This window comes from Massilia horti (assembly GCF_004614195.1).
GTDB classification, from domain to species: Bacteria; Pseudomonadota; Gammaproteobacteria; order Burkholderiales; family Burkholderiaceae_D; genus Telluria; species Telluria horti.
The window spans coordinates 35,730-49,822 of record NZ_SPUM01000083.1; the positions used below are offsets into that span (position 1 = coordinate 35,730).

Consider the following 14,093-nt stretch of genomic DNA (forward strand, 5'->3'; position numbering starts at 1 on the left):
CATCGATGAAAAAGCTGCTGCTGACACTGACGATTTCCCTGCTGTTTGCGCCCGCCGCATTCGCCGACCAACCGGCCCAGTCGCTGCCGATGCCGGCGTACGGCAAGGACAAGACCATCCCGGCGCCGCACATCGTCAAGAAGACCCTGGCCAACGGGTTCACCGTGTGGGTGGTGCCGCGCCAGGGGCTGCCGCGGGTTGACTTCGTGCTGGCTGTGCGCGGCGCCGGCTACGCAGCCGACGACAAGAACCACCCGGGCTTTGCCAGCCTGCTGGCCGGGCTCCTGAACGAAGGCACCGCAAGGCGCGACTCGCGCGCCATCGCCGAAGCGGCGCAGGGCATGGGCGGCTCGGTCGGCGCCTCTCCGGCGCCGGACGGGATCATGGTCTCGGCCAACGCCCTCGCCTCGTACGCCGGCGACATGCTCGACCTGCTGGCCGAAGTGGTGCGCACCCCGTCGTTCCCGGCCAAGGAGGTGCAACTGGCCAAGGCCAACGCGCTGCAGTCGCTGCGCGTCTCCGAGACCACGCCGCGCTTCAAGGCCGACCGTGCGATCAGCCAGGCGATCTACGGCGAACATCCGTACGGCCATACCGAACCGACCGAGCAGGCGATCCAGTCCGTCACCGAGGACCTGCTGCGCGACGAGCACGCCAAGCGCTTCCGCCCCGAGCACAGCCTGCTCGTGATCACCGGCCGCATCAAGGAAGCCGACGCGCTCAAACTGGCGCAGCAGGCGTTCGGCGACTGGAAGGCGCAGGGACCGGCAGCGGCGGCTACGCCACCGGCGCCGCGCTCGGCCAAGCCGGTGCGCTTGCTCATCGAGCGTAACGGCAGCGTGCAGTCGACCGTGCGCCTGGGCTCCCCGGGAATCGCCGCCACCGCCGCCGACCAGGTGCCGCTGCGCCTGGCCAGCACCATCCTCGGCGGAGGCTTTTCGAGCCGGGTGAACATCAACCTGCGCGAGGAAAAGGGCTATACCTACGGCGCTTCCGCCGGGGCGAGGATGGCGCGCGAAGGCGGCTCCATCATCGGCGGGGCCGACGTGCGCAACCAGGTCACCGGCGCGGCACTGACCGAGTACTTCAACGAGTACAAGCGGATCGGCACCGAACTGGTACCGAAGGACGAGATGGAGATGAACAAGCGCTACGTGGCTGGGGGCTACCTGATCAGCAACCAGATGCAGCGCTCGGTTGCCTCCACCCTCGCCTCGAACTGGCTGGTCGGGCTGCCGCCCGAGTTCCTCGGCCAGTTCGTGCCGCTGATCCAAAAGGTGACGCCGGAGCAGGTGCGCGAGGTATCGAAGAAGTACTTCGCACCGGAGAAGCAGTCGATCGTGGTCGTGGGCGACAAGGCCTCGGTGGGCGAGCAGTTGAAGGCGTTCGGGGAGTTTGTGGCGCGCGACAAATAAGCGTGCCAATGGCGCATGTGCCCATCCTACGGCCTAAACCCTGGGCGTAGGGTGCGCACCTGTGCGCACGCGGTTACGTGCGCATCCGAAGCCGAGGGCCGTGCGTGAGCCGGACCGCGTGGGCACGGGTGCCCACCCTACGCCTCCGGCATATAGCACGGCTTGTGCCCGGCTTAGTGGCCTTCATATGAGCAATAAAAAACCGCCAGGCTCTCGCACTGGCGGTTTTTGTTTGGCTTAAAGCCGCTTGGCGATTACTGCGCCGTCGCAGTCTCAGCCGCGCCTTCCGCAGCAGCCTGCTTCATCGACAGCTTCAGGCGGCCGCGCTCGTCGGCCTCGATCACCTTCACACGCACTTGCTGGCCTTCCTTCAGGTAGTCGGCGACAGCATTGACGCGCTCGTTGGCGATCTGGCTGATGTGCAGCAGGCCGTCCTTGCCCGGCATGACCTGCACGATCGCGCCGAAGTCCAGCAGCTTGAGCACGGTGCCGTCGTAGGTCTTGCCCACTTCGACCGTCGCGGTCAGCTCTTCGATGCGGCGCTTGGCTTCCTGGCCGGCAGCGGCGTCGACCGATGCGATGGTCACGATGCCTTCGTCGGTGATGTCGATCTGGGTGCCGGTTTCCTCGGTCAGCGCGCGGATCACGGCGCCGCCCTTGCCGATCACGTCGCGGATCTTCTCAGGGTTGATGCGGATGGTGATCAGGCGTGGTGCGAAGTCCGACAGCTCGGTCTTCACGTGCGGCATGGCCTTCTGCATTTCGCCCAGGATGTGCTGGCGGCCTTCCTTGGCCTGCGCCAGCGCGACCTGCATGATCTCCTTGGTGATGCCCTGGATCTTGATGTCCATCTGCAGGGCGGTGATGCCGTTGGCAGTGCCGGCCACCTTGAAGTCCATGTCGCCCAGGTGGTCTTCGTCACCCAGGATGTCGGTCAGCACGGCGAACTTGCCGCCTTCCTTGATCAGGCCCATCGCGATGCCGGCCACGTGCGCCTTCATCGGCACACCGGCGTCCATCAGTGCCAGGCAGCCGCCGCACACCGATGCCATCGACGACGAACCGTTCGATTCGGTGATCTCGGACACGAGGCGGATCGAGTAGCTGAATTCTTCCGGCGACGGCAGCGCAGCGATCAGCGCGCGCTTGGCCAGGCGGCCGTGGCCGATTTCGCGGCGCTTGGGCGTGCCAACACGGCCGGTTTCGCCAGTGGCGAACGGCGGCATGTTGTAGTGCATCATGAATTCGTCGGTGTACTCGCCCATCAGCGCGTCGATCTTCTGGCTGTCGCGGCCGGTGCCCAGGGTGGCGATCACCAGTGCCTGGGTTTCGCCACGGGTGAACAGTGCCGAGCCGTGGGTGCGCGGCAGCACGCTGGTGCGGATCGAGATCGGGCGCACGGTGCGGGTGTCGCGGCCGTCGATGCGCGGCTCGCCTTCCAGGATCTGCGAGCGCACGACCTTGGCTTCCATGTCGAACAGGATGTTGCCCACTTCGACGGCGTCCGGTGCGTCGGTGCCGTTGGCGGCAGCTTCCGCAGCCAGGTCAGCCAGCAGTTTGGCGCTGACGTCCTTCAGCTTGTTGGTACGTGCTTGCTTGTCGCGGGTCTGGTAGGCGTCGCGGATATTGGCTTCGGCCAGCTGCGCCACGCGCGCGATCAGCGCTTCGTTCTTCGGTGCCGGTGCCCATTCGACTTCCGGCTTGCCGCCCTCTTCCACCAGCGCGTGGATCGCGTCGATCACGGCCTTCATCTGCTCGTGGCCGTAGACCACGGCGCCCAGCATGACTTCTTCGGACAGCTGCTGCGCTTCCGATTCAACCATCAGCACGGCGTGTTCGGTACCGGCCACCACCAGGTCCATCAGGCTGGTCTTCATCTGGCTGGTGGTCGGGTTCAGGATGTACTGGCCGTTGGCGTAGCCGACGCGTGCGGCGCCGATCGGGCCGTTGAACGGGATGCCGGCCACGCACAGGGCGGCCGAGGCGCCGATCATCGCCGGGATGTCCGGGTCGATCTCAGGATTGACCGACAGCACGTGGATGATCACCTGCACTTCGTTCAGGTAGCCTTCCGGGAACAGCGGGCGGATCGGGCGGTCGATCAGGCGCGAAGTCAGGGTTTCTTTTTCGGAGGGACGGCCTTCGCGCTTGAAGAAGCCGCCCGGGATTTTACCGGCAGCGTAACTTTTCTCGATGTAATCCACGGTCAGGGGGAAGAAGTCCTGGCCGGGTTTGGCATCCTTCTTGGCAACGACGGTGGCGAGCACCACCGTGTCTTCCACCGACACCATCACGGCGCCGCTTGCCTGACGGGCGATTTCGCCAGTCTCCAGGGTGACCGTGTGCTGGCCATACTGGAAGGTTTTCGTAACTTTGTTAAACATGGGTAATCCCTTTCTATTTGCCGACAGATTTTCAGGGGCTGTCGTTCACCTCACCACGGGCTACGTTAAACGGGCGCGGGTTCAAAACCCCCGCCATATCTACAGCAACTACAAAACTGCTACAAAACTGCCAAAACAAAAAATGCCCGCGACAGTCTTAGCTGACGCAGGCATTTCCTGACTAAACCGTCTGGCGCAACGATTACTTGCGCAGGCCGAGTTTGGCGATCAGGTCACGGTAGCGGTTCAGATCCTTGCCCTTCAGGTAGGAGAGCAGGCTCTTGCGACGGTTGACCATGGCGATCAGGCCACGACGGGAGTGGTGATCCTTTTGGTGGGCCTTGAAGTGGCCGTTCAGCTCGTTGATGCGGGCGGTCAACAGTGCGACCTGGACTTCGGGCGAGCCGGTATCGTTCTGGCCACGTGCGTTGTCCGCAATGATCGCGGCTTTGTTGATGTTTTCTACGGTCATGATGTTACCTTTCACATGCGGTGCAAGAGTCGGAACCCAGCGCACCGTGATTACATTGATAAACCTGGCCTTACCGACCAGACCCGCCAGTATATGCGAAAACCGGTCGCAAAACCACAATTTGGTGTGCGGCGCACCAGATTAAGGGGAATCCGCCGCTTTTGGAGTGAGATGATGAGCAAAATTACAACGGTGGCCGGGATGGGTCTGGCCATGGCGATCGCCGGCTGTGCCCTGTTCCGCACACCGCCCGACATCGGCGACACGCAGGCGCAGGTGATCGAGAAGATGGGACAGCCAAACGCCATCTACCCGGAACCGGACGGCGGGCGCAAGCTGGAGTACACGCAACAGCCGATGGGCGAATACGCCTTCATGGCCACCATCGGGCCGGACGGCAGGCTGACCAAATACGAGCAGGTGCTGACGGGAGAAAAGTTTGCCACCATCAAGATCGGCCAGGCGACCAAGGCCGACGTGCTGCGCACGATCGGGCATCCGGGCGAAATCACGCGTGTCATGCAGCACGATTACGAGGTGTGGTCATACCACTATCGGGAAAGCGGAGTGTGGTATTCGGTGATGAACGTGGAATTCGACCAGAATGGAATCGTGCAGCAGATGCTCAATCAGCCGGATCCGAGGTACAACAACGACGGCGGCCGGCGGAGGTAGACCGAGCAGGCCGCGCGCTCGGACAAATCGTAGGGGCCTGTGCGCACGCGGTACGTTTGCATATCGTTGGCGCTTGTATGCGCACGTACCGCGTGCGCACGGGTCCTCGGCGGCCCCGCGCCCCCTACGAATGATCACAACTGCGGATTGACCCGCTCGACTTTCGAGTACAGCTTGTTCAGTCCCGAAATGTAGGCCTTGGCCGAGGCCACGATGATGTCAGGATCAGCACCGACCCCGTTGACGATCCGCCCCGAACGCGACAAGCGCACCGTCACCTCGCCCTGCGACTGGGCGCCGCCGCTGATCGCGTTAATCGAGAACAGCAGCAGCTCGGCGCCGCTGCTCACCTGCGATTCGATCGCGTTGACCACGGCATCAACCGGGCCGTCGCCGGTGCCTTCGCAGACGAACTCCTTGCCCTCGATGCAGAACACCACGCGCGCATGCGGCATCTCGCCGGTTTCGGAGCGCTGCGCCAGCGACACGAAGCGATAGTGCTCGCTTTCGTGGTCCTGCTCCTCGGACGAGACCAGCGCCATGATGTCCTCGTCGAAGATCTCGGCCTTGCGGTCGGCCAGCTCCTTGAAGCGCGCAAACGCGGCGTTCACCTCAAGCTCGGATTCGAGCTCGATGCCCAGTTCCTGCAGCCGCGTCTTGAATGCGTTGCGGCCGGAGAGTTTGCCGAGCACGATCTTGTTGGCGGTCCAGCCCACGTCTTCGGCGCGCATGATCTCGTAGGTTTCGCGCGCCTTGAGAATGCCGTCCTGGTGGATGCCGGATGCGTGCGCGAACGCGTTGGCGCCCACCACCGCCTTATTCGGCTGCACGGCGAAGCCGGTGATCTGCGAGACCATCTTCGAGGCCGGCACGATCTGGGTGGTGTCGATGCCGACGGCGAGCTTGTAGTAGTCGGCGCGCGTCCTGAGCGCCATGACCACTTCTTCGAGCGCGGTGTTACCGGCCCGCTCGCCCAGGCCGTTGATCGTGCATTCGATCTGGCGCGCGCCGCCGATCGCCACGCCGGCCAGCGAGTTGGCCACGGCCAGGCCCAGGTCGTTGTGGCAGTGTACCGACCAGACGGCCTTGTCCGAATTGGGCACACGCTCGCGCAGGCGGCGGATGCGCATGCCGAATTCTTCCGGCACCGCGTAGCCGACCGTGTCGGGGAAGTTGATGGTGGTGGCGCCCTCGGCGATCACCGTTTCCAGCACGCGGCACAGGAAGTCCTCTTCCGAGCGGCTGCCGTCTTCGGGCGAGAACTCGATGTCGTCGGTGTGGTTACGGGCGTAGCGGATCGCCAGCTTGGCCTGCTCCAGCACCTGCTCCGGCTCCATGCGCAGCTTCATCTGCATGTGCAGTGGCGAGGTCGCGATGAAGGTGTGGATGCGCTTTCGTGCAGCCGGCTGCAAAGCCTCGGCGGCCCGGGCGATGTCGCGGTCGTTGGCGCGCGAGAGCGAGCAGATGGTCGATTCGCGCACGGCGGCAGCGATGGCGCGGATCGCTTCGAAGTCGCCAGGCGAGGCGGCCGCGAAGCCCGCTTCGATGACGTCGACCCGCAGGCGTTCCAGCTGGCGTGCGATGCGGACCTTTTCGTCCTTGGTCATCGACGCGCCGGGCGATTGCTCGCCGTCGCGCAGGGTGGTGTCAAAAATGATGAGGCGGTTCGGGTCAGGCATGACGGCTCCAATAAGCTAAGTATCAATGCGCGAGCACGCGCCGCCAGACCCGTGTGGACCGGCTAGCGTCGCTCGCTGCTATCCACCGGTTCGTCGCCAGTCTGGATGATGCTGACCGGCTTGCCTTTCGAAAGACGCCAGAACAGTACCGCATAACCGGACAAACCGTACAACACAAACAGCGGCCACAGTACGATGGCCGGTTTGATCGCCAGCAGCGCAAAGCCGAGGGCGATCAGGAATACCACGATGAACGGCACCGATTTACGGAAGTTCACGTCCTTGAAACTGTAGAACGGCACGTTGGTCACCATCGTCAGGCCGGCGAACAGCGCGATGACCCACGACAGCCAGTCGACCTGGCGCGGGCTGACGTTGATGTCGGGGTCGGTCATCATCAGGATGAAGCCCACCACCAGGGCCGCGGCGGCCGGGCTGGGCAAGCCCTGGAAGTAGCGCTTGTCCACCACTTCGATGTTGGTGTTAAAGCGCGCCAGGCGCAGCGCCGCGCCGGCGCAGTAGACGAATGCCGCAATCCATCCCAGCTTGCCCAAGCCGCGCAGCGCATATTCGTAGATGACCAGGGCCGGCGCCGCGCCGAACGAGACCATGTCGGACAGGCTGTCGTACTGGGCGCCGAACTCGGACTGGGTGTTGGTCAGGCGCGCGATGCGGCCGTCCAGCGCGTCCAGTACCATGGCCACGAAGACAGCCCAGCAGGCGTCCTCGAAGCGCTGGTTCATCGCCATCACAATGGCGTAGAAGCCTCCGAACAGGGCGGCGGTGGTGAAAGCGTTCGGCAACAGGTAGATGCCGCGCCGCGGCTTGCCCTCGGCCTTGCGGCCGAAATGGCTTATCCGGCTCTGGCGGGGAGCGGCACTGGATTTTCTGCGTCGTGGAAAGGTTGCCATAAAATTCAGTATCAAGTAGGAATCGCGCGCATGCGACAACCACCCATTATAGTGGTCATACGAACATGTTAGCGAATGGATACTGTTACTTGAACCTTACCTTTCCCACGACATTCATCTGCAAGGTCGTTTCGCCGGGCTCGAAGCTGGGCTCGGGAACCTCGTCCATGCCGCGTTTGCCGAACTGCGCCCGCATCTGCATCGGCGCCGCGGCGGCCTCCGCCATGTAACGGCCGCTGGCCTCGAAATCGACGGTATCGATCACCGCATCCGTCACCTTGCGCCCCATGGCGTTGGCGATCGACGCGATGCGCTCGTTCAGGTTGCGGTAGGTGGCGGCGATGCGCTGGTCGTCCAGGCGCCGGGCCAGTTCGGGGCTCAGGCCGAATTCCAGGCTGTTAATCTGCAGCAGCTTCTGCGCCGCGGCGGCAGTCCTGGGCAGATTGTTCAGGTTGGTTGTCTTTACTTCGAGATACTGGCCGACACGCCAGCCGATCGGCAGGCGCTTGGCGCCCGGCTGGGTCAGCGGCTGCGGCGGATTCTCGGGGTACACGGGCATCGTGAAATAGCCCTGCGTCTTGAGGTCGGCCTGTGGATCTTCACGCCGGACGATTTCGACGCCCTGCTTCATCTTCTGGTTCACGCGGGCGGCGGCGGCGGTCTTGTCCTTGTCGAACTCTTCGACTGACAGAACAAGGACGGCCTGGTCATTGGGATGTTTGACCTCGCCATGCGCGGGTACGATTACCATTGTGCCGCTGGTGGCGGCCGCAGGCCCGGTTTGCGCCTGCGCGGCGGCACAGCCAAGGATCAGACCGGCCAGCAGGAACATTTTCATACGCGACATCATTTTCTCCGAGGTTATATGCGGCAGGGGCCGCGACAGAAGGAACGATACTGTTTTTTCAATCTCCATCCCATTCCTGTAATGGAAAGTTTCAAAACAACATCTTGGACGGCCCCTCTCCCCCCATTAAAAACGATGACTTTGCTCGTCGTTCCCGCGCAGGCGGGAACCCATAGGCAGCGTAAAATGACGCTCAGCATGGGTTCCCGCCTGCGCGGGAACGACGTGATGTCGGTTAGTTCTTCGACTGATCCACCAGCTTGTTCTTGGCGATCCACGGCATCATCGCGCGCAGCTTGGCGCCCACTTCCTCGATCTGGTGCTCGGCCGTCAGGCGGCGGCGCGAGATCAGGGTCGGTGCGCCGGCCTTGTTCTCGAGGATGAAGCTCTTGGCGTATTCACCGGTCTGGATATCCTTCAGGCACTGGCGCATCGCGTTCTTGGTGTCTTCGGTCACGACGCGCGGGCCGGTGACGTATTCGCCGTATTCCGCATTGTTCGAGATCGAGTAGTTCATGTTGGCGATGCCGCCTTCGTAGATCAGGTCGACGATCAGCTTCAGTTCGTGCAGGCACTCGAAGTAAGCCATCTCCGGCGCGTAGCCGGCTTCCACCAGGGTCTCGAAGCCGGCCTTGATCAGCTCGACGGTGCCGCCGCACAGCACGGCTTGCTCGCCGAACAGGTCGGTCTCGGTCTCTTCGCGGAAGTTGGTTTCGATGATGCCGGCCTTGCCGCCGCCGTTGGCCATCGCGTACGACAGGGCGATGTCACGTGCGTGGCCCGACTTGTCCTGGTACACGGCGACCAGGTGCGGCACGCCGCCACCCTGGGTGTAGGTGTTGCGCACGGTGTGGCCCGGGGCCTTGGGCGCGATCATGATCACGTCCAGATCGCCACGCGGCACAACCTGGCCGTAGTGCACGTTAAAGCCGTGGGCGAATGCCAGTACCGCGCCCTGCTTGATGTTCGGCTCGACGTTTTCCTTGTAGACCTGGGCGATGTTCTCGTCCGGCAGCAGGATCATGACCACGTCGGCGTTCTTGACCGCTTCGTTCACTTCGGCGACCTTCAGGCCCGCCTTTTCGACCTTCTGCCACGAGGCGCCGCCGCGGCGCAGGCCGACGGTCACGTTCACGCCGGATTCCGACAGGTTCTGGGCGTGCGCGTGGCCCTGCGAGCCGTAGCCGATGATGGCGACATTCTTGCCTTTGATGAGGGAGAGGTCGCAGTCTTTGTCGTAGAAAACTTTCATTTTTAATCCTGTATCTTTTTGTAGTTACCAGTTGATGAGATGCGTGGGGTGAGTCGGGCTAATTGCCCGACGAACAAGCTGCCCACCTAAACTTTAAGGATGCGTTCGCCGCGGCCGATGCCCGAGCCGCCCGTACGCACAGTTTCCAGAATGGACGTACGGTCGATCGCGTCGATGAAGGCGTCGAGCTTGCTGCGGTTGCCGGTCAGTTCGATCGTGTAGGTCTTCTCCGTCACGTCGATGACGCGGCCGCGGAAGATGTCGGCGGTGCGTTTCATCTCTTCGCGTTCCTTGCCGACCGCGCGCACCTTGATGAGCATGAGCTCGCGTTCGATGTGCGCGCCTTCGGTCAGGTCGACCACCTTGACCACCTCGATCAGGCGGTTCAGGTGCTTGGTGATCTGCTCGATGATGTCGTCCGAGCCGGAGGTCACGATCGTCATACGCGACAGGGTCGCATCCTCGGTCGGCGCCACGGTCAGGGTTTCGATGTTGTAGCCGCGCGCGGAGAACAGGCCAACCACACGCGACAGCGCGCCCGCTTCGTTCTCAAGAAGGACAGAAATGATATGTCGCATTTACAGGTCCTCCGAGCCGAGCAGCATTTCCGACAGGCCCTTGCCGGCCTTGACCATCGGCCAGACGTTCTCGCCGCGGTCGGTGATAAAGTTCATGAACACCAGCCGGTCCTTCATCGCAAACGCATCGCGCAGCGCGCCTTCGATGTCGCCCGGCTTGTCGATGCGCATGCCGACGTGGCCGTAGGCTTCAGCCAGCTTTTCGAAGTCCGGCAGCGAGTCCATGTACGACTCGGAATAGCGCGAGCCGTAGTCGAGCTCCTGCCACTGGCGCACCATGCCCAGGAAACGGTTGTTGAGCAGGATGATCTTCGGCGTCAGGTGGTATTGCTTGCAGGTGGCGAGTTCCTGGATGTTCATCTGGATCGAGCCTTCGCCGGTGACGCAGGCGACCGTCGCACCCGGATTGGCCATCTGCACGCCCATGGCGTACGGCAGGCCGACACCCATCGTGCCCAGGCCACCGGAATTGATCCAGCGGCGCGGCTTGTCGAACGGGTAGTACTGCGCGGCCCACATCTGGTGCTGGCCCACGTCGGAGGTGACGAAGGCATCGCCCTTGGTCACCTTCCACAGTTCTTCGATCACCGCCTGCGGCTTGATGACTTCACTGGAGGGCGAGTAACGCAGGCATTCGCGGGCGCGCCATTCATTGATCTGCTTCCACCACGCCGGCAGCGCAGCGGTGTTCGGACGGGCGTCGGCGGCGTCGAGCTGGGCCAGGAATTCAGTCAGCACATCCTTGACGTTGCCCACGATCGGGATGTCGACCTTGACCCGCTTCGAAATCGACGACGGGTCGATGTCGACGTGGATGATCTTGCGCGGGGTGGACGCGAAGTGTTTCGGGTTGCCGATCACGCGGTCGTCGAAGCGGGCGCCGATGGCGATCAGGACGTCGCAGTGCTGCATCGCCATGTTCGCTTCGTAGGTGCCGTGCATGCCCGGCATGCCGACGAACTTGTCGCTGGTGGCGCGCGATCCGCCCAGGCCCATCAGCGTGTTGGTGACCGGGAAGCCGAGCTTCTCGACCAGCCGGTTCAGTTCCGGCGCGGCATTCGCGAGGATCACGCCACCGCCGGTGTAGATCATCGGGCGCTCGGCCTGCAGCAGCAACTGCACCGCCTTGCGGATCTGGCCCGCATGGCCCTTGTCGACCGGGCGGTACGAGCGCATCTCGATTTCGCGCGGGTACTCGTACATGCATTTCTGCATGCTGATGTCTTTGGGGATGTCGACCAGCACCGGGCCGGGACGGCCGGTGCGCGCGATGAAGAAAGCCTTCTTCATTGTCGACGCGAGCTCTTTCACATCCTTGACCAGGAAGTTGTGCTTGACCACCGGACGCGTGATGCCGACCGTATCGCATTCCTGGAACGCGTCCTGGCCGATCGCGTGGCTGGGCACCTGGCCGGAGATCACGACCATCGGCACCGAGTCCATGTAGGCGGTCGACAGGCCGGTGACGGCATTGGTCACGCCCGGACCGGAGGTCACCAGGGCGACGCCAACCTGGTTGGAGCTGCGCGAATAGGCATCGGCGGCGTGGACCGCGGCCTGCTCGTGACGCACGAGGATGTGCTGGAATTTGTCCTGCTTGAAGATGGCGTCGTAGATGTAGAGGACCGCGCCGCCCGGATAGCCGAAGACGTGCTTGACGCCCTCTTCCGCGAGACAACGGACCACGATCTCCGCGCCCGTGATGGGAACGGCTGCTTCGTTACTCATTTTCATTCCTTTCAAAACCCGAGAGGGAGATTGATCGGATGCTCGTTCCTAACGAAGGCCGCGTGGCGCAACAGTACCCCCAGGCTTCCCTTCTTTCTGCGGTCACGTCGATCTTTCAGGCACCCGTAGATACCTTACGAACCGGCGCTGGTCGCAACTCGTTCAGCGTGAGTTTCTGTGGCGTCAATGCGGACCTCTCGCGCTTGTGGCGCGGGTCGGAGCAAACTGCCTACAAATGAAAGCGCGTCATGCCGGAGGCGGCTTTGTGTGCCGTGACCGACTTGACCATGGAGCTTTGGGGATGCAAAGCGTCGTGTACCATACCGCGTTGCACAATTTTGGTCAAGACAAAACAAAAATTAATCACGGCGCCGAGCGGGACAAGTCATTGCCGTTTTCGAAAGTGTAATTACGGTGCAGTCTGTCGTGTTTTTTGTTAGCATTCGTGAGTTTTCCCAAATGCCACATTCAAAATAATCCGTGGCAAGACCTTTCATCGCATGGCCACAGATAAAGAACTCAACGACTTCCTCGCGAATGTCGAACGGCGCGCGTTCAAGCAGGCCGTGTATGCGGTGCGCAAGGACGAAGCGGCGCTGGACATCGTCCAGGACGCGATGATCAAGCTTGCCGAAAAATATGGCGACAAGCCGGTGGCAGAATTGCCAATGCTGTTTCAGCGCATTTTGCAAAACACCATCCTCGACTATTTTAGGCGTGAAAAGGTCCGCAATACCTGGGTCAGCCTCTTTTCGGGCCTGGGTCGGCGCGAAGGGGACGATGAGGATTTTGATATACTTGCATCTTTTGAGGCAGAAGAAGGCAGTGCGGCCGCCGAGTCCAGCGCGGACCAGGCCGAGCGGGCCGAAACCTTGAAGTTGATCGAAGCGGAGATTCAAAAACTCCCGGCACGTCAACGGGAAGCGTTCCTCATGCGTTACTGGCAGGACATGGATGTGGCCGAAACGGCCGAAGCGATGGGGTGCTCCGAGGGCAGCGTAAAGACGCATTGCTCTCGCGCGACGCATACCTTAGCCGAAGCCCTCAAGGCCAAGGGAATCAAATTATGAATACGGACGACATCAACCTGGCGTACAAGGTGCGCCATGCCTTGAACGACAATCTGGACAACTTGCCGGCCTCGACCACGGACCGGCTGGCTGCCGCGCGCGCCCTCGCCCTGTCCCGCAAAAAGGCCGATGCCCCGGTACGCAAGCAGAAACATCGCCCGCTGTTCGACTTTTCCGCAATCCTTTCGCCGGCCGGCCTGATGCGCCTGGGCGTGGCGGTGCCGCTGCTGGCAATGGTTGTGGGCCTGGCCGGCATTTACCAATACGAACAGCAGCAACGCATTGCGGAACTGGCTGAACTGGACGCGGCCGTGCTGTCCGACGAACTGCCGCTGACCGCCTACCTCGATCACGGCTTTAACGCCTACCTGGCGTCGCAGTCCAAGCCGCAGTCGCAACAGCAACAACAGCGGACCCAGTAAGGATGACGGGTTTCAGGTCTCGCATCGCAGCACTCGCCGGCGTCGCCACGCTCGCGCTCGCCGGCGCATGGGCGCTCGCCCAGCAAAACACTTCCGCCCCGGCTGCCCCGGCTGCCCCTGCGGCCGCGCCTGCCGCGTCGCACCCACAGACCCAGCACCCGGCCATCAAAACGCCGCCCAAGGCGCCAGCCAAGCCCTTGTGGCGCGAACTGTCGGCCAAGCAGCAGGCTGCGTTGGCGCCGCTGGAAAACGAGTGGGATCAAATGGGGCCGGTGCAAAAGCGCAAATGGCTCGAGATCGCCAGCCGGTTCGAATCGATGAAGCCGCAAGAACAGCAGCGCGTGCATGACCGCATGCGCGAATGGGTCAAGCTCACGCCCGCCCAGCGCGAGATGGCGCGCCAGAACTACAACCAGGCCAAGAAGATCCCGCCCGGCAAGAAGGCGGAGACCTGGGAAAGCTATCTGCAACTTCCGGAAGACGAGAAGAAGAAGCTGGCAGAACAGGCAACAGAACGCAAGCGCGGCGGCGCGACGCCGCCGAACCGGGCCGCAGCGGCCAAGCGTGGCCCTTCGACCGGAGCCGTTGTAGCGGCCTGCCCTGCCGGCACCACCAAGAACGCCCTGTCGGCGACGCCGCCGTGCGTTCCCGCCCCGGCGG

General features: G+C 62.8%; 13 protein-coding genes. 5 read left to right on the forward strand and 8 right to left on the reverse strand.

Annotated features, from left to right (window positions below; translation table 11 throughout):
• Positions 1–5 precede the first annotated feature (5 nt).
• Complete coding sequence (locus E4O92_RS12900) at positions 6–1,415, forward strand: M16 family metallopeptidase (RefSeq protein WP_135190182.1); 1,410 nt, start codon at positions 6–8, stop codon at positions 1,413–1,415.
• A 254-nt stretch (positions 1,416–1,669) separates the two neighbouring features.
• Here the strand turns inward: E4O92_RS12900 and pnp are convergent, their stop codons facing one another.
• Together pnp and rpsO are read right to left on the reverse strand one after the other, a co-directional pair.
• On the reverse strand, positions 1,670–3,799 hold the full coding sequence (pnp, locus tag E4O92_RS12905; protein WP_135190183.1) for a polyribonucleotide nucleotidyltransferase: 2,130 nt from the start codon (positions 3,797–3,799) through the stop codon (positions 1,670–1,672).
• A 202-nt stretch (positions 3,800–4,001) separates the two neighbouring features.
• Positions 4,002–4,271 carry a 30S ribosomal protein S15 gene (rpsO, locus tag E4O92_RS12910; protein WP_135190184.1) on the reverse strand — a complete coding sequence of 90 codons (270 nt, stop codon included), beginning with the start codon at positions 4,269–4,271 and terminating at the stop codon, positions 4,002–4,004.
• 174 nt (positions 4,272–4,445) lie between these two features.
• Here rpsO and E4O92_RS12915 point away from each other — a divergent pair, with 174 nt between their 5' ends.
• Positions 4,446–4,946: a hypothetical protein gene (locus E4O92_RS12915; protein ID WP_135190185.1), complete on the forward strand. Its 501-nt coding sequence runs from the start codon at positions 4,446–4,448 to the stop codon at positions 4,944–4,946.
• Positions 4,947–5,080: 134 nt separating this feature from the next.
• Here E4O92_RS12915 and E4O92_RS12920 read toward each other — a convergent pair whose 3' ends face one another.
• From E4O92_RS12920 to E4O92_RS12945, 6 genes are all read right to left on the reverse strand, one after another.
• The gene (locus E4O92_RS12920) at positions 5,081–6,625 is read right to left on the reverse strand and encodes a 2-isopropylmalate synthase (protein ID WP_135190186.1); all 1,545 of its coding nucleotides are present in this window, start codon (positions 6,623–6,625) and stop codon (positions 5,081–5,083) included.
• 62 nt (positions 6,626–6,687) lie between these two features.
• Complete coding sequence (gene pssA, locus E4O92_RS12925; protein WP_135190187.1) at positions 6,688–7,536, reverse strand: CDP-diacylglycerol--serine O-phosphatidyltransferase; 849 nt, start codon at positions 7,534–7,536, stop codon at positions 6,688–6,690.
• A gap of 85 nt (positions 7,537–7,621) precedes the next feature.
• A complete protein-coding gene (locus E4O92_RS12930; protein WP_135190188.1) occupies positions 7,622–8,383 on the reverse strand; it encodes an SIMPL domain-containing protein in 762 nt (253 codons plus the stop codon).
• A 235-nt stretch (positions 8,384–8,618) separates the two neighbouring features.
• A complete protein-coding gene (ilvC, locus tag E4O92_RS12935; protein ID WP_135190189.1) occupies positions 8,619–9,635 on the reverse strand; it encodes a ketol-acid reductoisomerase in 1,017 nt (338 codons plus the stop codon).
• An 86-nt stretch (positions 9,636–9,721) separates the two neighbouring features.
• Positions 9,722–10,213 carry an acetolactate synthase small subunit gene (ilvN, locus tag E4O92_RS12940; protein ID WP_135190190.1) on the reverse strand — a complete coding sequence of 164 codons (492 nt, stop codon included), beginning with the start codon at positions 10,211–10,213 and terminating at the stop codon, positions 9,722–9,724.
• Positions 10,214–11,941, reverse strand: coding sequence for an acetolactate synthase 3 catalytic subunit (locus tag E4O92_RS12945; RefSeq protein ID WP_135190191.1), 1,728 nt, complete (start codon positions 11,939–11,941; stop codon positions 10,214–10,216). It abuts the gene before it with no gap.
• Positions 11,942–12,441: 500 nt separating this feature from the next.
• Here E4O92_RS12945 and E4O92_RS12950 point away from each other — a divergent pair, with 500 nt between their 5' ends.
• From E4O92_RS12950 to E4O92_RS12960, 3 genes are all read left to right on the forward strand, one after another.
• Positions 12,442–13,011, forward strand: coding sequence for an RNA polymerase sigma factor (locus E4O92_RS12950; protein ID WP_135190192.1), 570 nt, complete (start codon positions 12,442–12,444; stop codon positions 13,009–13,011).
• Positions 13,008–13,433, forward strand: a complete 426-nt coding sequence (locus tag E4O92_RS12955; protein ID WP_135190193.1) for a DUF3619 family protein — start codon at positions 13,008–13,010, stop codon at positions 13,431–13,433. Before E4O92_RS12950 ends, E4O92_RS12955 begins: the two co-directional genes overlap by 4 nt.
• Before the next feature lie 2 nt (positions 13,434–13,435).
• The coding region (locus E4O92_RS12960) for a DUF3106 domain-containing protein (protein WP_135190194.1) at positions 13,436–14,093 on the forward strand (658 nt) is incomplete at its 3' end.